Source organism: Nonomuraea antimicrobica (assembly GCF_039536965.1).
GTDB lineage: Bacteria > Actinomycetota > Actinomycetes > Streptosporangiales > Streptosporangiaceae > Nonomuraea > Nonomuraea antimicrobica.
This window is the reverse complement of record NZ_BAAAZP010000012.1, coordinates 13,080-33,357: the sequence shown is the minus strand read 5'-3', so window position 1 is coordinate 33,357 and position 20,278 is coordinate 13,080. Positions and strand designations below refer to the sequence as shown.

Genomic DNA, 20,278 nt, shown 5'->3' with positions numbered 1-20,278 from the left:
CCGCGAGTCCGCTCACCTCGAACGCGCTCACGTGGGACCTGCCTCACGTGGGACCTGTCCACACGGAACCTGTGCACACGGAACCTGTCCACAGGGAACCTGCGCGCATGGGACGCGCGCCCACCTCAAACACGCCGGTGCCGTCGCGCTCAGCCGGGCAGGGCGCTCGGCATGAACGCGCCGACCTGGTCGGCGAACTCCTCCGGGGTCACGATCGGCACCCCCAACGTCTCGGCCTTGGCCCGCTTGGACCCCGCTTTCTCCCCTGCTACCAGCAGAGACGTCTTCGCCGACACGCTGGAGGACGCCTTCCCCCCGGCCCGTTCGATCAGCTCGTTGACCTCGTTGCGCGACAGTGCCGCCAGCGGGCCCGTCATCGTGCCCGTGACCACCACCGACATCGAGGCGAGCGGCAGCTCGACCGTCGGCTCCGCACTCTCCGCACTCTCCGCACTCTCCGCACTCTCCGCACTCTCCGCACTCTCCGCACTCTCCGCACTCTCCGCACTCTTCGTGGACGGAGGCGTGGCGCCGGGTTCGGTCATGTTCACCCCGGCGCGTACGAGCTTGTCGATGAGCGGCGCCAGCTCGGCCAGCTCCGTCACCACGACCGGCGCCTTCTCCGGCCCGATGCCCTCGACCTGCTGGATCGCCTCGGCGTCGGCGGCGCGGACGGCGTCCATGGTGGCGAAGTGGCGGGCGATGCGGCGGCTCATCGAACGGCCGGTGCCGCGCACCCCGAGCGCCGCGAACACCCTGCTGAGCGGCCGTGTCTTGGCCTGCTCGATGGCCGCGATCAGGTTGTCGCTGCTGGTCTCGCCCATGCGCTCGAGACCGAGAAGCTGCTCGCGCGTCAGGAAGAACAGGTCGGCGAAGTCGGCGATCAGGCCGGTGTCGAGCATCTGCTTGACGCGGTTTTCCGCCAGCCCCTCGATGTCGAGCTGGTCACGGCCGACCGCGTAGATGATGGACGCGATCGCCCGGCACTCGCGCCCGCGCACGCACCGCCAGCGTTCCTGCGACTTGTCGATGGCGTCGCCGCACGCGGGGCAGACCTCCGGGATCTCGATGGGCCGCTCGTCGCCGGTACGCAGGTGCACGACCGGCGCCTCGACGCGCGGGATCACGTCGCCCGCCTTGTAGACCGTCACGCTGTCGCCCAGCATCAGGCCGCGCCGGGTGATGTCGGCGGCGTTGTGCAGGGTGGCGTAGGTGACCGTGCTGCCGTCGAGCTCGACCGGCTCCAGCACCGCGCGCGGAGCGATGATGCCGGTGCGGCCGGTGTTCCACTCCACGCGAAGCAGCTTGGTGATCTTCTCGGTGGCAGGCAGCTTGTACGCGACCGCCCAGCGCGGCGCCCGCGAGCTGAACCCCGCCGCGGCCTGGTCGGCGGCCAGATCACACTTGATCACGATGCCGTCGATGCCGAACGGCAGCTCGGCGCGCAACCCCGCGATCTCGCCGACCCGCTCGCGCACCCGCTCCAGCGTCTCGGCGACGATCCCGGCCACCGGCGTGGCGGCCGTGGTCTGCACACCCTGCGCGGCGACCCACCCCATGACCCCGCTGTGCGGCAGCTCGCGCAGCCGGACGGCTAGCTCGGAGTCGTCGTCGGGCGGCGGCAGGACGCCATAACCGAAGAACGTCAGCTCGCACACGTAGGGCCGGTCCTGCGCGCGTAACGTGCCCGCGGCGGCGCTGCGCGCATTTGCGAACGAGGTGCCGTCGTGCGCCTGCCGCTTTTCGCAGGCCGCCTCGAACTGGGAGGTGGTCATCATGACCTCACCGCGCAGCTCCACCGTGACCGCGTCGGCCAGCCTGTCGGGAAGGCCCACGATGGTGCCGATCGCATGGGAGACGTCTTCGCCCGCGGTGCCGTCGCCGCGCGTGACGAGCTGCGCCAGACGGCCGTGCCGGTAGCGGGCCGAGATGGCCAGCCCGTCGAGCTTGGGCTCCACGCTCCACACCGTGACGGGACGGCCGAGCCTGCGCTCCAGCCCGGTCGCCCAGTCGGCGAGCTGCTCGGCCCCGAACACGTTGTCGAGGCTGAGCATCGGCACCGTGTGCGGCACGTCGCCCACCACGGCCCCACCGGCCACCTTGCCCGTGGGCGAGGACGGCAGCACCGCCTCCGGATGCTCCTCCTCGTATGCCTGGATGCTGCGGATCAGCCGGTCGTAGGCGTCGTCGTCGAGCGTGGAGGTGCCGTCGGCGTAGTAGGCGGCGGCGGACTCGACCGCGAGCCGCACGGCCTCGGCGTAGGCGGCGTCGTCGGCCAGGGCGGTGATGGGGGGTGTCTCGGTCATGGCGCCATCATGTCGTGCGCCACCGACAATTCCCCTGACCAGCGACGCGCTCGTACGGGAGCAGACGCGCAGGTCCGTGCCGGTGCGGCGCCGGGCCGTCAGTCCTGTACGAGGCGGGCGGGGAAGCCGCCGGTGGCGATGGGACCCCAGCGGTCGATGTGCAGGCGGATCAGCGACTTGTCCTGGCGGCGCATGGCTTCGCGGTATTCGTCCCAGTCGGGGTGTTCGCCCGCGATGCAACGGTAGTACTCGACCAGCGGCTCCAGGGCCTCGGGCATGTCGAGCACCTCGGCGTGCCCGTCCACCTGCACGTACGGCCCGTTCCAGTCGTCGGACAGGACGCAGATCGACACCCGGTCGTCGCGGCGGGCGTTGACGGCCTTGACGCGGTCGGGATAGGTCGAGACCACGATCCGGCCGTCCTCGTCGACGCCGCAGGAGACCGGAGAGAGCTGGGGGCGACCGTCCGTACGGGTGGTGGACAGCAGGCCGTGGTGCCTGGGCCGCAGGAAGTCGAGCAGTTCGGGCAGTTCGACGTGGCGCGCGGTGGCGATGCTGGGAGCCATCTCAAGCCTTTCGGATCAGATTCGGTCTGCCCCGGCTCGTCATCGGACACTGAAACGGCAGCCGAGACGGGGCGTACCAGCCGTACCACATGGTCGGCCCTCGTGAGGCGCATGGGGGCCTCGCGCGAAGAACGTACGGGCGGGGGTCGCGGAGGCGCTCAAGCTCGCCGAAGGACTCGTGTCGAGGCGGTGGGAACGGCGGGCGGCTTCGTATGAGGAGGCGTGCTGGATGACGTTCGCCCGTGTGGCACCGATCACGCTTTATGTGTGGATTCCTGCACAGTAGTTCGCTTGCGGTCTCCGTACCGTCTGTCCTGCCGGGGCACCCCGGCGGCACCGACCGACAAACGGGGAGGAACCACAATGCGGAAGACTCTGGCGATCGCGGCCCTGGCCGGTTCGACGGCCCTGACCGGCCTGGCGCTCAGCCCGGCGACGGCTCAGGCGGCGACTCAGACGACTCAATCCAGCACGCAGTCCACCACGCAGTTCACCGCGGCCTACGGGGGCGGCTGGGGGAAGTTCTTCTCCAGCGACCGCAAGGCGTACACGTTCGGCAAGACCTGGAAGTCGGGCGGCAAGGTGTTCACGAAGTGGTACGGCGTGGACAGGAAGGGCGGCAAGAAGGGCTGGGTCTGGTTCGAGTACTACCAGAACGGTAGCTGGCACAAGTTCAACAAGTCGTGGGACGGCAAGGTCGTCGGCTCGTGGAGCGGCCGGGGGATCTCGAAGGTCTACACCTTCACCTGCTGGGCCGGCAAGTTCGACAACTGCGGCAAGAAGTACCGCATCTACTAGGCGGAACTCTCAGGGGGCGTTCACAGGCCGGTCAGTCCGATCCCGACCAGGACGAGACCGGCCGCGCACGCCACGGTGCGCACCGTGTTCCAGGTGGTCCACCGCGGCGAGTACGCCTTGAAGGGCATGGTCCCGGCGTCGAGCGCGTTGTTCATCGGTACGTTGATCGCCACGGTGACCAGGAACGAGCCGACGAAGTTCACGGCGGCGGCGGCGAAGAACCACACGGCGGCCGGAGCGCCCGCGAGGAACCCGGCCACCAGGGCCGCGAGCGGCGAACCCAGGAAGACCACGAACAACCACGGGTTGAGGATCTTCCGGTTGACGCTGCGCATCGCGGCCTCCGCCTGAGCGGGGTCGATCGCGTTCAGGCCCGGCATGACGGACATGGAGAACGCGTAGAACAAGCCCGTGAGGGCGCCGTGCAGGACGAGGGTGATGAGAGCCAGGATCAACATGGCCCCATCGTCCCGCCGCGGAGGCGCGCGGGTCCATGGCCGGCGCGCTCAAGGCCATATGCGATCGTCCATGGCGCCGGTGCGGCGGAAGATCGTGGCCGACGCCGTCACGAACGGCCGGGCTCGGCGGCGTCTCTGGCGCTCAGGCGCATCCGGATGTCGTGCTCGGCCCACAGGACGAAACGTTCCACCGGTACGACGGGATGGTCCGCGACCGGCTCGAACCGGAACCGTTTGAGCAGCACCGCGAGCACCAGCTCGGCCTCGACCATGGCCAGGCCCGCGCCCTCGCAGCTCCGCGGGCCCAGGCCGAAGGGGATGTAGGCGAACCGGGGGCGCTTGGCCTGTTCCTCGGCGGTGAACCGGTCGGGGACGAACGCGTGAGGGTCGCGCCAGTACGACGGATTGAGGTGCACGGCCCAGAACGGGTAGAAGATCGTCGTTCCTGCCGGGATGTGGTACGCGCCGAGCGTGAGGTCCTCGGTCGTCTCGCGGGCGCCGTACGGGCCGGGCGGGTAGAGCCGCATCGCCTCCTTGAGCGCCATCTCCAGCCGGGGCAGGCGGCGCAGGTCGGCGTACGTGGGCGCGGGCCGCGTGCCGAGGACCTCGTCCAGCTCCTCGACGACGCGCGCGGCCTCCTCGGGGTGGCGGGTCAGCAGGTGCAGCGTCCAGGAGACGGCCACGCCGGTCGTGTGGTGCGCCGCCATCATGATCATCAGTACGGTGTCGCGCACCCTGGCAGCGCTCATATCGGCCTTGACCAGGGCGGACACCAGGTCGCTGCCACCCGTGGCGAGCACGCCGTCCACGACCTCGCGCAGGTACGCCAGCTCCCGCCCGGCCCGCGCCTGACCGTCGCCGTGGGCGTCGGCGCGGCCCAGGTACACGGTCAGCACGGTCTCGAAGGCGTCGACCACGTGGGCCGGGTCGTCGATGCCGCCGCCGAGCGCGTAGTGGCAGATCATCCGCAGCGACAGCTCGCTCAGGTCGTGCTGCAGGTCCACCGGGCCCCCGGTGGCGCGGGCCGCCCACCGGTCGGCCAGGTCGGTCGCCAGCGCGGCGAACTCGGGGAAGTGCGCCTCGTGCGAGGGCCGCCCGGCCAGCACCGACAGCAGGGCCCGGCGCAGCGGCCGGTGTTCGTCGGCCGGGAGCGTCTGCAGGTTGCCCGCCTCGCACAGCGGGGCCAGGAACTCGAACGGCTTGTCCGGCCGCTCGTTGACCGCGGCGGTGGCCTCCAGCAGCACCGGATCGGCCACCGAGACGGCCGTCCGGGTGCCGGGGAGCTGGAAGCGTACGACGGGTCCGTACTGCTCGTGCAGGTGGAGTTGGTAGGTGTGCAGGCCGCCGGCGGCCGCGATGGCGTCACGTCCGGAGTCGGCCTGGTGGGGTGGTCCAGGGATCTCGCGCACCTCGCCACGGTCTCTCGATCACGCCGGGATCGCAACCCTCGCCACGGCTCGCCCGCACCCGGCACGGGCCGCCGCCACCGGTGAGGTCGCCACGTTCCACAGGCGAGTAGAGCCGGCCGCCGCGAGCTTGGGGAAACTTGGGCGAGACCTGGTCCGACACTGCCGCGCCCGCCAGGCCCGCCGCCGGGTGAGCGGGTGAAGCTGGCCAGGACAGGTTTCCCCTGGCAAGACAGGCAGGTTCTGCCCATGGTCGGACGCACTCTCGCCGCCCTGCCCCTCGTCGCCGTCCTGACGTGCCCGGCCGCGGCCTCCGCAGAGGCGGCGCAGGCGTCCACGGTGACGCTGGAGCAGAAGCTCGCCGCGCTCGACGCCCTGACCCAGCCCACCGAACCCAGCGCCGCGGCCTGGCACGACGCCTGGGACAGCCGGGCGTCGTGGGGCGCGTACGGCTTCGACTGGTCATCCGATCTCTGCTCGGGCAGCCCCGACCGGCCGCTCGGCTTCGACTTCCGCCCGGCCTGCCGGCGGCACGACTTCGGCTACCGCAACTACAAGGCGCTGGGACGGTTCCCGGCGAACAAAGAGCACGTCGACAGCGCCTTCCTCTTCGACATGCGGCAGGTGTGCGTCGAGTACGCCGGAGCGCGCAAGACCGCCTGTGACCGTCTCGCGTGGTCGTACTATCAGGCGGTCCGGCGGCTGGGCGGGCTCGTGGGCCGCGACTCGGAGGACGCCCGCGGCTCACTCTGAGCCGTGCAGGGCCGGGGCCGGCCGGTGGAAAAAAGTGCCGCGTGATGCCATGTGCCTGAAAATAAAGATCATGTATGGTGAGCGCGGCATATCCTCCAACGGCCTGGAGCCCGCCGTGCCGCACATGTCCCGTCGCCAGGTTCTCTCCCTGCTCCCCGCCGCCGGTCTGCTCACCGTGGCCACCCCCTCGCGCGCCGCGGCGGGGATCGACCACGCGCGGCTGCTCGCCAACACCGTCTCGATGCTCGCGGGCACCCCCGAGGTCAACGCCCGTCCCGAGGTCGCCGCCAAGCTCGCGGCCATCGTCGCCACCGCCGGGCAGCGGCTGACCGCCATGGACCGGGCGGGCGACGGCGAGTTGTTCGCCGGGCTGCGGCTCGGCACCGACGACGCCAACCTGCGCCTGGCCTACCAGTACCTGTACGAGATCGCGCTCGCCACCCGCACACCGGGCAGCGGGCTGATCGACGACGCGACCGTCCAGCGCAGGGTGGCCGACGGCCTGCTGTGGCTGCACGAGCGCTACTTCGGGGACCAGCAGGCCGGTTACTACGGAAACTGGCACACCTGGGAGATCGGCATCCCCACCCACGTGAGCAGGACGCTCGTCCTGCTGGCCGAGCAGTTACGCGAAGGGCTGACCGCGCCCTACCTGGCCTCCATGGACGCCTACCTGCGCAACGGCAAGAACGGCGACGTGGACCTCGACTCGCGCTTCCACACCGGCGCGAACCTGGCCGACATCGCCGCCAACCGCATCCTTCAGGGCGCGCTCACCGGCGACGACTCCCGCGTCACCAAGGCCATCTCCGACCAGGCCACCGTCTTCGCCACCATCGACCCGTACGACCTCCAGCACGGCGTCACCGACGGCTACTACCGCGACGGCTCCTTCATCCAGCACCACTCGGTCGCCTACACCGGCTCGTACGGACGCCTCCTGCTGACGCGCGTCGTCCAGACCCTCAAGACGCTCCAGGGCGCGACGAGCGGAACGGCGAGCGGCGCTGCGAGCGGCACGGCCGCGGAGGACCTGCCCGCCGTGGTGTACCGCTGGATCGCCGACGGCTTCGCCCCCCTGATCTTCGAGGGCTGGATGATGGAGATCGTCAAGGGGCGGGCGGTCTCGCGTACCGTCACCGGCTACGCCGACGTCGGGGTGATCGTGGAGGCCATCGCCGACCTGGCCGACCACGTCGGGGCCGCCGAGGCGCTCGCGCTGAGGAAGTACGTCAGGTTCCTGCCGGCCGCCGACACCGCCGCCTTCGTCTCCCCGGTCAGCATCGCCCGGTACGCGGCCATCCGTGCCGACTCCGCCGTACCGGCCGCCGACCTCAACGCGCCCGAGCGCAGCGTGGCGTACAACGCCATGGACAAGACCGTGCACCGCCGCCCCGGCTACGCCTTCGCCCTGGCGCGCAGCTCGGAGCGGATCAGCAAGTACGAGTACATGAACGGCGAGAACCTCATGCCCTGGTTCCAGGGCGACGGCGCCTACTACCTCTACCTGGCGGGCGAGGACCAGCGCGAGGTCTTCGGCGTCGACTACTACACGGCCGTCTCGCCGTACCGGCTGGCCGGGATCACCGCGCCGGTGGAGGAGCGGCGGACGGTGCCCGACCTGTACGGCCGGTTCTGGTACGACAACCCCGACCACCCGCTCAACTTCACCTCCTCCTCCGAGTCCCAGAACACCTACGTGTACTTCCCGCGCGCGGGCAACGCCTTCTCCGGCGGCGCCACGCTGGGCGCGTACGGCGTGGCCGGGATGGTGCAGTCCGACGACGCCGCCTACACCGCCAAGCAGGCCGGCCTCCTGCCCGACGACTTCGTCGCCTACCGCAACGCCCGCGCGACCAAGTCCTGGTTCATGCTCGACGACGAGATCGTGGTGCTCGCCGCGGACGTCTCCGGGCAGGGCGGCCGCGCCGCGGTGACCACCGTCGACAGCCGCATCGCAGCCCTCGCCGACGCGGTCGCGCTCACCGGCGAGGGCTGGGACGGCGGGGCCTGGCGGGCCGGTGACACCGCGCCGCCGCGCTGGCTGCGCTATGCCAACGGCACCCGCCGTACCGCGATCGGCTACGCCTTCCTCACCAGGCAGCCGGTGACGGCCGGGCTGGAGACGGTGACGCGCAGCCGCCGGGTCGTGCGTACGTCGAACCCCGACACCAGCGTGACCAAGAACGTCTTCACCGCCTCGATCGCCCACCCCGCCACCGGTGGCGCCGCCGCCCTGGCCTACGCCCTGGTGCCGAACGCGACCGAGGCCCGCCTGCGCGCCTACGCTCGGGGCCCGCTGTCCGTCCTGGTCAACAACCGGCACGTGCAGGCGATCGAGCACAAGGCGCTCGGGCTCGTGGCCGCCAACGTCTTCACCGACGGCCCCCGCCACGCCGGTCGGCTGCTGGTCGACGGGCCGGCCTCGGTCATCGTCAGGTCGGGAGAGCGTACGGTCGTCGCCGTGTCCGATCCCACGATGCGGCGCGACCGCGTCGATGTCGTGCTGCACGGTCCGCGGCTCAGGCTGGAGACGGCCGACGAGGGGGTGACGGTGCGGCGCGTACCGGGGGGCGTCCTCATCCAGGCGACCACCCGCCACGCCTACGGCCGCACCTTCACCGCCACCCTCCGCTGAACGGACGTCAACCCGGAGAGCCGGTCGGTCGCGGGCTGACAGGGGTGCTCACCTCCCGTTTCAGCGCCCTTCCAGCCCTCGGGGCTACGATGCCCGCTTCCGGCGTTGGCTCCCGTACGAAGCGTGGGTTTCATGGTTCTGTTGTGGCTGATCATCATCGTTCTGGTGATCGCCCTCGTCACGTCCGCGATCAGTCCTGAGTTCGGCCAGAAGCTGTTCGTCTGGAGGCGTCTCCCTCTCGGCTCCGCCCGGTTGTGGTCGATCACGGCGCTGGTCGTCCTGGCCGCGGGGATGTTCCTGTATCGGGACGCGGTCACGTACGACCCCGCGTGGCGCCTGGCGGAAAAGCAGCGGGAGGACGCCGCGGAGCAGGCGGAACGCGACGAGGAGACGGAAAAACTGATCAAGAGCGGCGACGCGCGGGAGCTGGGCGTCGAACCGGGCTCGGACCAGCACACCGGCCACATCGTCGGCTACCGCGCCGACCCCGACACGGGGGACGTGCGCGTCGTCTTCAAGGTCTCGACGTGCGCGGGTCTCCTGCAGAAGAAGTCCGATGAGAACGGGACCCGGATCAGGGTGCGCATCGTGGAGGACCTCGAATGCCGGGGTGGCCTGGCCGACGTGTCCGTGCCCGCGACCAGCCCTCTCGTGCTCGACGCACCGATCAGCGGCCGGCGGGTCACCACCTGGGACGGCACCGAGATCCCCAGGTGCGAGGCCGACCCGGAGCGCGCGAAAGCCTGTGACGTGGTCGCCCTGGCACGCGCTTCGAGGATCGGCAACGGCGAGGCCCGCCGACTCGGGCTGAAGCCCGAGTCGGATCGGCTCTCCGGGCGCATCATCGGCTACCGGCCCTACGTCGACAGCAACGGCGACGTCGACGACAGCCGCCTGGTGATCGTCTACTCGTTGTCGCCGTGCGCTGACCGCGGCTCTGTCGACGACGCGGTCGAGGAGAAGGCTCGTGAGGTGACGGTCAGCCTCTTCGAGGAGTCGAGTCGTGGCGGCGGTGTACGTCTTACCGAGAAGTGCACGAACCGCTACGAGTACCTGACCATTCCGCGACGAGTGGGCATCACGCTCGGCGAACCGCTCGGCGACCGGCGGCTGGTCGTCGCGGGCGGGGACGAGATCCCCGCCTGCGACGCCGATCCGCGACGGAAGCGGCAGTGCGACGCCGCCGCCGCATGAGGTGGGAGCTCTTCATGACGCACCCCGACAGCGATCCCGACGAGGCCCTTTCCGGACAGCCTCCGGAGCACCGGGCGGCGGGCATGCGCTGGGGTTGGTTCGGCGCGGGGCTCCTGATCGCGGGTGCGGCGGTGGCCGGGTGGGGTCACGCCCTGCGTTGGTCGTTGGTCGAGGAGCCGTCGACCGGGATGAACGTCATGCTCCTCCTGGCGGCCGGGTTGCTGGCGGCGCCGGTGTTCGCGGCGGTCAGGCTCGCTCGCATGGCCGCCCTTTCCGAGGAGCACCCGCGTGCCGTCCCGGACGCGGTGTACAGCGTACGTGTGTGGGTCGTCCTGGCGGTGCTGGTCGTGTGCCCGTTCGCCCTGTACGGCCTGGTCCGTCTGCAACGCGGCTTCATGGGCGGGCTGCCGGAGCCCGGTGATGTCCTGTTCGGCCTCGGCCTGACGTTCGCCGCGGCCGGGCTCGCCGCGCTGGGCAAGGGCGCGGTCGGCCTGACCGCCCGGTCCCTGACGAGCCTGTGCGCGGGGCTGCTCACCGTGGCGGCCGTGGCGCAGGCGGGCCTGCTGGCCGCCGAGACGCTGCCGGTCGAGGCCACCACCGCGGTGGCCACCGATCCCTCCAGGACGGGCCCAGACCCCGCCCCGGAGAACGCCACTCCCGCCTCGGTGAGCAAGATCGCCTGGCAGTGGCGCCCACCGAACGGCGGCACGGTCCGGCATGCGGTGGCCGCGGGCGGGCATGTGGTCGTGCGCCTGTCCGACGGCGTGGTGGCCCTGGACTCCGTCACGGGTCGCGAACGCTGGCACTACCGCCGTCCCGGAGCGGCGGCCGTGCGGCTCCTGGCCGCCCCGGACGGCGACATGGTCGCGGTGGAGTTCGCCAGGGGGAGCAGCATGCAGGAGGTCAGGGACCGGACGGTGCTGATGGACGCCCACACCGGCGGGGTCATCTCCGAGCAGGCCCGCGGGCTGCTCCTGAACGCCGCCATGACCTCGTACGGCTTCGCCACGGCCTACGCCGACGACGGGACGGTGGTCGGATGGGACCTGCGGGACATCGGGGAGGCCGCCTGGTCGTACCGCCTGCCCTACGAATGCCGCCCTGTCTCAGCGCGCTCCTCCGGGTCAGAGTCCTGGCATGTGAACCTCCGTGACGTGATCGCCCTGCCGGTGTTCTGCGACCAGGGCGTCGGGGTGATCGCCCTGGACCCACGGAGCGGGGACGAGGTGTGGCGCTATGAGTGGCCGTGGCCCTACGACACACCCGACATCGAGGTCGAGCGCGCGCAGGACGGCAGCGTCCTGTGGCTGACCTTCGAGGACGACGACGAGAACGCCTCCAAGGAGGTGGTCCTGACGCAGGAGCACGGGGAGGACCTGGGGTCGACCGACTCGTACGGGGACGCGCCGGCGGCGCTCACCACGGACGGCTACCTGACCAGGTCGTTCGAGCACGTGTGGGAGCGGTACCGCTGGACGCCGTACGACGGCGGTGAGCCGAAGACGGCCGAGCCGGCGCTGGAAAGCGATTCTTGGGAGGCGCTACGCCTCGAAGACGGCCTGCTCGCGGCCAGGCCGGTGACCAAAACGGTCAAGGAGGACACGGTGACCATCGAGACCAGCATGGCCGGCTGGGGCGGGACCCGGCCGACGAACCTCTCCTTCGACATGGGCTACGACCGGACCAACGCTTTCGAGTCGCGGAAGCTGTACCTGCTGCCGGTCTCGGACGCGGTCGTGGTCGCCTACAAGGACGGCACCACGGTCGTCGGCCTCACCTGAGGCTGCCGGGGGACGCGCGTTCACGCGCCAGGAAGCCGGTGGCGGCGGTCGGCGGCCGTGACTACGGCTCTTCCACCCCAGCCGGGATGACCGAGTCGATCCGCGAGATGGACAGACCTCCGATCACTGTTCGGGCCCTTTGCGTCAGGCGGCTAGGCGCCCTCTCCGGGATAACCTCGCTGTTAGCAGGCCGTACCTGGGGAATCTTGGCGGATTTTGTAGGTTTCTTTGCTATTGATTGCCTCTTGACCGGCAGAAACATCCAATGTTAACTGCGCGTGACATGCCACTCCTAACCCCCCAAAGGTGAGCATGGTGAAGAGGTTGTTACGCTCCTTTCCCTTGCTGGCGCTTGTCGGTGCGGTGCTGTCCGGAACGCCCGCGCAGGCCGCGCCGACCGACGCCGCGTTCGACCAGTCCGCGGGAACGCTCGGCGTCGACTACGCGGGCTACCTGTCCAAGCACGACATCGTCTACAACCGGCCCAACACCAACCCGCTGTACGGCATGACCGTGGGCAACGGCCGTACCGGAGCGATGGTCTGGAGTCAGAACGGGCTGACGATGCAGACCTCCGGGGTGGACCTGTCCCAGCAGTCCGCGTTCGCGGCGGGGCTGGTCAACCTGGCCACCAGCCCTGCCATGGACAGCGGGTACACCACCTTCCAGCAGCGGCTGTCCCTCTACGACGGCACCCTCACCACCAAGTACGACTCCAACCGCACCGTCACCGTCATGGGCTCGCCGAACTCCGAGGTGATGGGCATCCACGTCGAGGACGGCCGCAGCGGAGTCTCCAGCGTCGCGCTGAACCTCAGCATGTGGGACACCGCCAACCTGCCCAACAGCGGCGACGTGCCCGACCTGAACACCTGGAAGACCGTCTCCACCTTCGCCGACGCGAACGCCGCCGGGCTGAGCCGGGGACAGAGCGACGCCAACGGGTTCGGCTACACGCTGGCCGCCACGGTCGAAGGCGCGAACTACACCACACAGGTGGTCGACTCCCGCACGGTGCGGCTCACCATCACGCCGACCTCCAGCTACACGATCTGGTTCACCGCGGCCAGCCGGGTCAACGCGCCGAACCGGGACTCCGTCACGCAGGCCCGCAACCAGCTCGCCTCCGTGAAGTCCACCGGGTACGCCACCACGCTCAACAACTACCGCAACTGGTGGCACTCCTTCTGGGCCAGGTCGTTCGTGCAGTATTCGGGTCTGTCCGGCGACGCCGACTACCTGGAGAACGTGTACTACCTGTCCACGTACCTGGTCGCCGCCGGCGGGTTCGGCAACTACCCGTTCCACTTCATCAACGGCGTCTTCCGCGCGACGCAGGACAACACCAAGTGGAGCAACGCGTACTGGTACTGGAACCAGCGCGACGTCTACCTGTCGTTCCTCGCCTCCAACCATCCCGAGCTGACCGACCGGCACAACAACCTGTACAGCCGGAACTACACCGCGCTGAAGGCGTACACCCAGACGCGCTACGGCGTGGACGGCCTGTGGGTGCCGGAGACGATGGGCTGGGACGGCAACGCGCGCGGCACGGTCAACAGCGACTACACCAACAACATCCTGTCCACCGGCTACGAGGCCGCCTACAGCATGTACATGCGCTACCGGTACACCGACGACGCCGCCTACCTGCGCGACGTGGCCTACCCGTACATGCGCGAGACCGCCAAGTTCTACTCGGCCATGCTGTCCCACGACGCCGCCACGAACACGTACTACATGGCCAACTCCCACTCCCACGAGACGTACTGGAACGTCCGAAACGCGATCACCGACCTGGCCGCCGTGCGCAGCATGTTCCCGCTGGCGATCCAGGTCAGCCAGCAGCTCGGCGTGGACGCGGGGCTGCGGTCGACCTGGCAGAACGTGCTCGACCGCCTGGTGCCCTACGTGGTCTCGAACGGCGCCTACCAGCCCCACCAGCCGCCGATCTCCCAGACCAGGAACAACGAGAACGTCTCCGCCGAGCTGATCTGGCCGTACGAGGTGACCGGCATCGGCTACCCCGACCAGCAGACCGCGGTCAACACCTGGAACCAGCGGCCCTTCCCCTACGGCAACGTGTGGTCCAACGACGCCGTGCAGGCCGCCCGGCTGGGCCTCGGCGACCAGGCGTACAACGGCATGAAGACCATGCTGCAGAAGTACCAGAACTACCCGAACGGCTTCACGAACAACACCAACGGCGTCTTCGAGTACCTCGGCGTGCACCTCACGGCGCTCAACGAGTCGCTCCTGCAGAGCTACAACGGCAAGATCCGGGTGTTCCCCGCGGTGCCGGGCCACTCCTCGTTCGTCGGCAAGTTCACGCTGCTGGCCAAGGACGGGTTCCTGGTCAGCTCCGAGCGTGAGGCCGGGGAGGTCAAGTACGTCGGGGTGAAGAGCGTCCACGGCAAGCAGGCCACCGTGGTCAACCCGTGGGGCACCCAGCAGGTACGCGTCCGGCGTACGTCCGACAACGCGATCATCACGACGAGCTCGAACGCGGAGATCGGCTTCGCCACCGCCGCAGGATCGGTCTACGTGGTGGAGCGCACCGCCAAACCGCTCAGCTCCTACGCCACCACCCGGCTCACCGGCAGCGCCAACCAGGGCGTGAAGTCCCTGAGCGGCACCGCCTCCACCCTGGGCCTGCCGACCGGTTCAGCGCCGTCGGGCACGATCAGCCTGCGCTCGCGCGCCAACAACTCGTACGTGTCCGCGGCGAACGCCGGCGCCCAGCCGCTGATCGCCAACCGTCCGACGGCCGGCACGTGGGAGCAGTTCGACCGCGTCGACCTGGGCAACGGCAACATCGCCCTGAGAGCGCGGATCAACGGCAAGTACGTGGCCGCCGAAGCCGCCGGGGTGCAACCGCTGATCGCCAACCGGGACGCCATCGGCCCCTGGGAGACCTTCCAGCAGATCAACAACCCCGACGGCACGATCAGCCTCAGAGCCCAGGTCAACGGCAAGTACGTCTGCGCCGACAACGCGGGCGCCGCACCACTCATCGCCAACCGCGACGCCATCGGCCCTTGGGAGTCCTTCGACCTCATCACCAACTGACCAGCCCACCGTCCCACAAGACGACCTGCGAGCGAGCCGGCGCGGTGCCCGCGCACTGCGCCGGCCGACGGCCCGGATGACCCGCTTCAGCCCGATCACCCTCACTCCGGCCGCTGACCGCAGGACATCAGCCGACGAGGCCGCTCCCGCGCCGCGCACCGGGACGGAGCCGTTCGGCGACAGAGGCGACCAGCTCGTAGGACCGGCGGCGATCTGCGTGATGGAACACCGGCGTGGTGACCATGAGCTCATCGGCCCCGGTCTCGTCGAGCACCGCCTGCAGCCGCCCCACCACCGTGGCCGGACCTCCGACGAGCACGCTACCGGCCCGGGCGGCGATGTCGGCGCGGTCGTCGTCCGTGTAGTGATAGGCCGCCGCGTCCTCGGGGCTCGGCAGCAGGATGCGCTTCCCCCGTACGCGGCTGAGCACCTTCAACCGGGTGGACCCGGCGAGCCATTCGGCGCGTCCGTCGTCGTCCGCGGCGATGACCGACACGCTGACCAGCGCCGTCGGTGTCGCGGCACGCTCCGACGGACGGAACCGCTCCCGGTAGGCGCGCATGGCGTCCGCCGCCGCCGCCGCGTTGAGGTGGTGGGCGAAGGCGTAGGGCAGGCCCAGCTCACCGGCGAGCTCGGCACTGGTGACCGAGGTGCCGAGCACCCAGACCGGCGGGGCGTTCCCACCGAGCACGGGAATCGCCTTGACCGGCGCGTCCGGGGACGGGCAGAGGTAGGCCAGCAACTCGTCGAGCTGCTGACGAAAGCTCTTCGCGGTCCGTTCCCCCTCGGGCCGCACCGCGTCCGCGGCCGACCGCGACCCGCCCGGCGCGCGCCCGAGCCCGAGGTCGATCCGTCCCGGGTGGAGCGCGGCGAGCGTACCGAACTGCTCGGCCACCACGATCGGAGCGTGGCTGGGCAGCAGCACCCCACCCGCCCCGACGCGCAGGCGCCTGGTGGCGTTCGCGAGATGGCCGACGAGGACAGCCGGGGCAGAGCTGGCGACGCCCCGCATCCCGTGATGCTCAGGCACCCAATAGCGGTGATAACCCAGCGCATCGGCCAGCACGGCGAGATCCACCGTGTCGTTCAACGCTTGCCTCGGCGTGGACCCCTGCACGATGGGCGAGGTGTCCAGCACCGAAACGCGTACATCAGCCTCCAGGCACCCACGCATACCCACCCTCCCCGATCACGCCACCCCGCGAAACACCCCTCCACTCAACCCCAACATGCCAAGCCCCCACACCTGCCGCCTGCTACTTGGAGTGCGCTCCGAGCGTGAGGCCGCTCACCGTCAGGCCCGTATGTGCAGCTTGCTGGGCCATCACCTAAGGAAATCGTCGCGGATCGACCTTCCCTTTGTGTGCTTGTGCGCGCACGATTGTCGGTGGATGAATGCTGGTCACGGGTGGGCCTCACGGGGTGTCCGTTTCCTGGTGTTTGGATGCGCATGTTGGGGTCGGTGGCGGTAGCATCCCCCATGCGGATTCGTAGCGGGATTGGTGGGTATTGCGGTGTCTGAAACGGTCAAACTTCGCATGGGTGGAGATTTTGCTGAGCAAGAGCTTCGGTCGCTCTACGAGTGGCTGATGAGAGACCTTGATGCACTTGACTATATGGATGTTCGCCTACAATCAAAGGATCCAGAACCCGGTGAGATGGGTGACACACTCGATCTCATTTCCCTGGTTGTGACTAGCTCCTTGCAGTGGCCGGCATTCATCGAGACACTATCGCGGTGGCGTGGCACGCGGCGTCATCTTCCACAGGTGACCATTGAGCGTGGGAAGACCACCGTCGTGGTATCTGCGGCGGAGTCGGAACTCGTCATTCGGATCATCGAGGCGATAAAGGATCACGAGTGAGCCTGCCTGACCCATTAACGTCACGTGCCGTACTGATTGGCACGAGTGAGTACACTCATCTCAGCTCTCTTCCTGCCGTGGAAAACAACCTGCAGGAGTTGAGTAAGCTCCTGCAGCGATCTGACCTGTGGGGCCTGCCGGCAGAGCACTGCACGATTGTCCATAATCCCACCTCCATAGACGCCATGATGGATCCGTTGTGGCAGGCTCGGGAAGAGGCTAAAGATACCCTCATTGTGTACTTCGCTGGCCATGGATTGATGCATTCCGTGGAGAGTGATCTGTACCTCACGCTGGTCGACTCGCACAAAGATCGCATGTACAGCGCGGTGGCCTACGACACCGTACGAAATGAGATTCGGTCGAGTTTGGCGCGACGCAAGATCGTCATCCTTGACTGCTGCTACAGCGGGCTCGCGCTCAGTCTGATGAGTGCCGAGGATCCTACGGACCGCGTTGCGAACAGCGCCCGCGTCGCTGGCACATTCCTGATGACGGCGACCGCCGAGAACAACACCGCGCTTGGTGGCCTAGATACCTATACGGCTTTTACTGGTGAGCTGATCCAGCTCATCCGTGATGGGATTCCAGAGCAGCCTGAATTTCTAGAGCTGGACACAATCTTTCAGCACGCGCGCGCTTCGCTCCGAGAAAAAGGTCTCCCTGTTCCGCAAAAGCGTGAGTCCAACTTTGCCGCGCAAATCACGCTGGTGCGTAACCGTGCACATAAGAGCCAGAAGCGTTTCGAGGTCAAAGAGTTCTACGGCCCTATCCAAGGGATCCAGTCGGGGACCATCTTCGATAACCGTCGGGCGTTGCACGACGCGGGTGTGCACCGGCCGCTTCAGGCAGGCATCTGTGGCACTGCTGAGCGGGGTGGCGCGGAGTCCATCGTCGTTTCGGGCGGTTACAAGGATGATGAAGATTACGGGGACGTGATCATCTACACCGGCCATGGTGGGCGCGATCCCAACACCGGCGTGCAGGTCAAGGATCAGTCGGCGGACGATTCAGGCAACGCTGCTCTCATTAAGAGTATTATGACCGGCCTGCCAGTTCGGGTTATTCGTGGATCTGGGGGTAACGAAAGATTCTCGCCACCGGCCGGCTATAGCTACGACGGGCTCTTCACGGTTGCCGATTACTGGACCAAACGTGGCACCGATGGGCCTACGGTGCTTCAGTTTCGGCTTGAGCAGATAGATGATGGTTCTCCGAAGAAGATCGCAGCACACCATCTGAGTCGCAAGCTTCCCCCTGGACGTCGGGAAGAGATTGCTCCTGGGGTCTATGCGGACAGGCTGCTAGCAACCGAGCTCAAGCACGTCTACGACCACGCCTGTCAGGTATGTGGCACTGTGCTCGAAGTGCCAGGCGGTCTGCGATTTGCCGCCACTGTGCACATCCGCGGGCTTGAGCAGCCTCACTTGGGGCCCGACAACCACGCCAACATGTTGTGCCTTTGCCCTAACCATCGAGACCTGTTCAAATACGGCGCGATCGTCATTGAGGACGATTTCCGTGTGATAGATCAAACGGATGGCGAGCTGATCGGCAAGCTCACGCTGAAACATGACCTCGATCGGGCCAACATTCAATACCACCGTCAGCACCACACCCTTAGCCACCGCAAACTCAGCGACGAACTCGACTACTAGCTAGGGCGCATTTCAGCAGTACGTTCATAGCCGCGTCGCGTTGAGAGCTGTAGGACCTGTTGGCCAGGGCGACCCAGGGCGACCCAGGGCGACCCTTACCCAGCTTCGGCGCCTTGGTGCCGGACCAAGATCACTGAGCGTCTGGCGACGAAGTGCCTGCCACCACGTGGGAAACGATCTCGGCTCTCACGGAGATGCGTCAGCGTGTGCGTGCAGGAGGGCGGTCGCTGCTGTGCGGGCGTCGTGGGCTGCGGTGCCGGTGTTGTCGACCAGGCCGCGGGTCTTGACCCCGTCGTAGAGCACCAGGAGTTGCCGGGCCAGATCGGATGGTCGTGCGGCGCTCGCGTTGGCGGCCAGCCGTTCGAAGAGCGCCAGCATGCGCTCGTCGTGTACGGCCAGAGCCTGATGGGCAGGGTGGTCGGCGGCGAGGAAGGCCGCAGCGCTGTTCACCAGGATGCAACCGTGATACGCGGGGTCGGGCAGGCTCGCCGCCAGCAGGTCGAACGGTGCCAGTAGCTGCGCCAGGGGGTCGCCGCTGCGCCGGTCCAGTTCGGCGTCCAGTTCGGTGAACCACTCCTCGCCTGCCGCGGTGAGCATGGTGCCGATGAGTTCGTCCTTGGACTTGAAGTGCGCGTACACGGTCGGCTTGGCGACCTTCGCGCGTTCGGTGACGGCGTCGATCGAGACGCCGTAGCCCTCGGCGTAGAACAGCTCACGGGCCGCCTTCAGCAGGCGGTCGCGAGCGGGTGATGTGCGCGGCATGGAGACATTCTAACTGGTTAGTTCAGTCTGTTATGCTCCCCACTTAACTAGTTGGTTAGTTCAGATTGGAGAACCGAGATGCGAGCCCTGATCTACGATCCCGACGCCGCACGCGGCGTACGGTTCGGTGAGGTGGACGAGCCTCAACCGCGTGAGTCCCAGGCGCTGATCAAGGTGGAAGCGGCCTCGTTGAACTTCGGCGAACTCGCCTTCGCCGCCCGGCAACTCCGTCCCGGCGCGGTCTTCGGCAAGGACGCGGCGGGGACGGTGCTCCAGGCCGCCGCCGACGGCTCGGGGCCGCCGGAGGGCGCGCGCGTCACCTCGTTCGCGGGCACCGGCGGATGGGCCGAACTGCGGGCCGTCGACACGGCGAACCTGGCCGTCGTGTCCCCTTCGGTGGACCTCGCCGCCGCGAGCGCCCTTCCCGCGGCCGGTGTCACCGCTCTGCAGGCGGTGCGCCGGCTGGGCCCGGTGCTCGGCCGCCGGGTGCTGGTGACCGGGGCATCGGGTGGCGTCGGACGATTCGCCGTGCAACTCGCCGCGCGGGCAGGCGCGTACGTGATCGCTTCCGTGGGCAGTGCCGAACGTGCCGCCGGACTGCAGGCATTGGGCGCCCGCGACATTCTGGTCGGGCCAGCCATGCCTGCCGAGCCCGTGTTCGGCGTGCTCGACAACGTGGGCGGCAAGCTGCTGGCCGAGGCGTTCGGGATCCTGGAGGACGGCGGTGTCGCCCTGTCCGTCGGATGGGCGTCCCGCGAGCCGACCGTCATCGATTTCGAGGAAGAACGGATGAAAGGCATTCACAAGCGGGTCGAACCCTTCACGGTGGCCGCCCCCTTCGGGCCGGAGTCGGCCTACCTGATCCGCCTGCTGGAGAAGGGCGAACTCGATCCGCAGATCGGCTGGCGTGGTCCCTGGGACCGGGTGGAGGAGGCGATCGCCGCCCTCCTCGGTCGTCGCGTTCCCGGCAAGGCCGTACTCGACGTCGTCGCCGGGGACCCGGCCGGCTCCGGCTGAACCCGGG

The 20,278-nt window shown here is 68.6% G+C and carries 15 protein-coding genes; 9 read left to right on the top strand and 6 right to left on the bottom strand.

The genetic code is table 11. From position 1 onward, the window contains the following. Nucleotides 1-149: 149 nt before the first annotated feature. Together ligA and ABD844_RS04370 are read right to left on the bottom strand one after the other, a co-directional pair. The gene (gene ligA / locus ABD844_RS04375; RefSeq protein WP_344873197.1) at nucleotides 150-2,306 is read right to left on the bottom strand and encodes an NAD-dependent DNA ligase LigA; all 2,157 of its coding nucleotides are present in this window, start codon (nucleotides 2,304-2,306) and stop codon (nucleotides 150-152) included. A gap of 98 nt (nucleotides 2,307-2,404) precedes the next feature. After that, nucleotides 2,405-2,872: a PPOX class F420-dependent oxidoreductase gene (locus ABD844_RS04370; RefSeq protein WP_344873195.1), complete on the bottom strand. Its 468-nt coding sequence runs from the start codon at nucleotides 2,870-2,872 to the stop codon at nucleotides 2,405-2,407. 363 nt (nucleotides 2,873-3,235) lie between these two features. Here ABD844_RS04370 and ABD844_RS04365 point away from each other — a divergent pair, with 363 nt between their 5' ends. Further along, nucleotides 3,236-3,670, top strand: coding sequence for a hypothetical protein (locus ABD844_RS04365; protein WP_344873193.1), 435 nt, complete (start codon nucleotides 3,236-3,238; stop codon nucleotides 3,668-3,670). A 20-nt stretch (nucleotides 3,671-3,690) separates the two neighbouring features. Here the strand turns inward: ABD844_RS04365 and ABD844_RS04360 are convergent, their stop codons facing one another. Next, nucleotides 3,691-4,128 carry an anthrone oxygenase family protein gene (locus ABD844_RS04360; RefSeq protein ID WP_344873191.1) on the bottom strand — a complete coding sequence of 146 codons (438 nt, stop codon included), beginning with the start codon at nucleotides 4,126-4,128 and terminating at the stop codon, nucleotides 3,691-3,693. Nucleotides 4,129-4,235: 107 nt separating this feature from the next. After that, nucleotides 4,236-5,537: a cytochrome P450 gene (locus ABD844_RS04355; protein ID WP_344873189.1), complete on the bottom strand. Its 1,302-nt coding sequence runs from the start codon at nucleotides 5,535-5,537 to the stop codon at nucleotides 4,236-4,238. Nucleotides 5,538-5,783: 246 nt separating this feature from the next. On the opposite strand from ABD844_RS04355, the gene ABD844_RS04350 reads away from it, so the two are divergent. From ABD844_RS04350 to ABD844_RS04330, 5 genes are all read left to right on the top strand, one after another. Then, a complete protein-coding gene (locus ABD844_RS04350; RefSeq protein ID WP_344873187.1) occupies nucleotides 5,784-6,287 on the top strand; it encodes a phospholipase in 504 nt (167 codons plus the stop codon). A 70-nt stretch (nucleotides 6,288-6,357) separates the two neighbouring features. Next, on the top strand, nucleotides 6,358-8,925 hold the full coding sequence (locus tag ABD844_RS04345) for a polysaccharide lyase family 8 super-sandwich domain-containing protein (RefSeq protein WP_344873185.1): 2,568 nt from the start codon (nucleotides 6,358-6,360) through the stop codon (nucleotides 8,923-8,925). A gap of 132 nt (nucleotides 8,926-9,057) precedes the next feature. Next, the gene (locus tag ABD844_RS04340; protein WP_344873183.1) at nucleotides 9,058-10,119 is read left to right on the top strand and encodes a hypothetical protein; all 1,062 of its coding nucleotides are present in this window, start codon (nucleotides 9,058-9,060) and stop codon (nucleotides 10,117-10,119) included. A gap of 14 nt (nucleotides 10,120-10,133) precedes the next feature. Beyond that, a complete protein-coding gene (locus ABD844_RS04335) occupies nucleotides 10,134-11,900 on the top strand; it encodes an outer membrane protein assembly factor BamB family protein (RefSeq protein WP_344873181.1) in 1,767 nt (588 codons plus the stop codon). A 342-nt stretch (nucleotides 11,901-12,242) separates the two neighbouring features. After that, nucleotides 12,243-14,969, top strand: a complete 2,727-nt coding sequence (locus tag ABD844_RS04330; RefSeq protein WP_344873179.1) for a glycosyl hydrolase family 95 catalytic domain-containing protein — start codon at nucleotides 12,243-12,245, stop codon at nucleotides 14,967-14,969. 127 nt (nucleotides 14,970-15,096) lie between these two features. Here the strand turns inward: ABD844_RS04330 and ABD844_RS04325 are convergent, their stop codons facing one another. Next, nucleotides 15,097-16,143, bottom strand: coding sequence for an LLM class flavin-dependent oxidoreductase (locus ABD844_RS04325; RefSeq protein ID WP_344873177.1), 1,047 nt, complete (start codon nucleotides 16,141-16,143; stop codon nucleotides 15,097-15,099). 340 nt (nucleotides 16,144-16,483) lie between these two features. On the opposite strand from ABD844_RS04325, the gene ABD844_RS04320 reads away from it, so the two are divergent. Both ABD844_RS04320 and ABD844_RS04315 read left to right on the top strand, forming a co-directional pair. Beyond that, nucleotides 16,484-16,834, top strand: a complete 351-nt coding sequence (locus ABD844_RS04320) for an effector-associated constant component EACC1 (protein ID WP_344873175.1) — start codon at nucleotides 16,484-16,486, stop codon at nucleotides 16,832-16,834. Beyond that, nucleotides 16,831-18,492, top strand: coding sequence for a caspase, EACC1-associated type (locus ABD844_RS04315; RefSeq protein ID WP_344873173.1), 1,662 nt, complete (start codon nucleotides 16,831-16,833; stop codon nucleotides 18,490-18,492). The genes ABD844_RS04320 and ABD844_RS04315 overlap by 4 nt, the downstream gene beginning before the upstream one ends. Nucleotides 18,493-18,678: 186 nt before the next feature. Here the strand turns inward: ABD844_RS04315 and ABD844_RS04310 are convergent, their stop codons facing one another. Further along, on the bottom strand, nucleotides 18,679-19,254 hold the full coding sequence (locus tag ABD844_RS04310) for a TetR/AcrR family transcriptional regulator (protein WP_344873171.1): 576 nt from the start codon (nucleotides 19,252-19,254) through the stop codon (nucleotides 18,679-18,681). A 78-nt stretch (nucleotides 19,255-19,332) separates the two neighbouring features. On the opposite strand from ABD844_RS04310, the gene ABD844_RS04305 reads away from it, so the two are divergent. Then, nucleotides 19,333-20,271: a zinc-binding dehydrogenase gene (locus ABD844_RS04305; RefSeq protein ID WP_344873170.1), complete on the top strand. Its 939-nt coding sequence runs from the start codon at nucleotides 19,333-19,335 to the stop codon at nucleotides 20,269-20,271. The last annotated feature ends 7 nt before the right edge of the window (nucleotides 20,272-20,278 follow it).

Excerpts from the sequence above, each read along its gene's own strand:
- ligA (WP_344873197.1), bottom strand. The coding sequence starts at position 2,306 with ATGACCGAGACACCCCCCATCACCGCCCTGGCCGACGACGCCGCCTAC.
- ABD844_RS04335 (WP_344873181.1), top strand. The coding sequence starts at position 10,134 with ATGACGCACCCCGACAGCGATCCCGACGAGGCCCTTTCCGGACAGCCT.
- ABD844_RS04365 (WP_344873193.1), top strand. The coding sequence starts at position 3,236 with ATGCGGAAGACTCTGGCGATCGCGGCCCTGGCCGGTTCGACGGCCCTG.
- ABD844_RS04325 (WP_344873177.1), bottom strand. The coding sequence starts at position 16,143 with ATGCGTGGGTGCCTGGAGGCTGATGTACGCGTTTCGGTGCTGGACACC.
- ABD844_RS04360 (WP_344873191.1), bottom strand. The coding sequence starts at position 4,128 with ATGTTGATCCTGGCTCTCATCACCCTCGTCCTGCACGGCGCCCTCACG.
- ABD844_RS04350 (WP_344873187.1), top strand. The coding sequence starts at position 5,784 with ATGGTCGGACGCACTCTCGCCGCCCTGCCCCTCGTCGCCGTCCTGACG.
- ABD844_RS04345 (WP_344873185.1), top strand. The coding sequence starts at position 6,358 with ATGTATGGTGAGCGCGGCATATCCTCCAACGGCCTGGAGCCCGCCGTG.
- ABD844_RS04305 (WP_344873170.1), top strand. The coding sequence starts at position 19,333 with ATGCGAGCCCTGATCTACGATCCCGACGCCGCACGCGGCGTACGGTTC.
- ABD844_RS04310 (WP_344873171.1), bottom strand. The coding sequence starts at position 19,254 with ATGCCGCGCACATCACCCGCTCGCGACCGCCTGCTGAAGGCGGCCCGT.
- ABD844_RS04340 (WP_344873183.1), top strand. The coding sequence starts at position 9,058 with ATGGTTCTGTTGTGGCTGATCATCATCGTTCTGGTGATCGCCCTCGTC.
- ABD844_RS04370 (WP_344873195.1), bottom strand. The coding sequence starts at position 2,872 with ATGGCTCCCAGCATCGCCACCGCGCGCCACGTCGAACTGCCCGAACTG.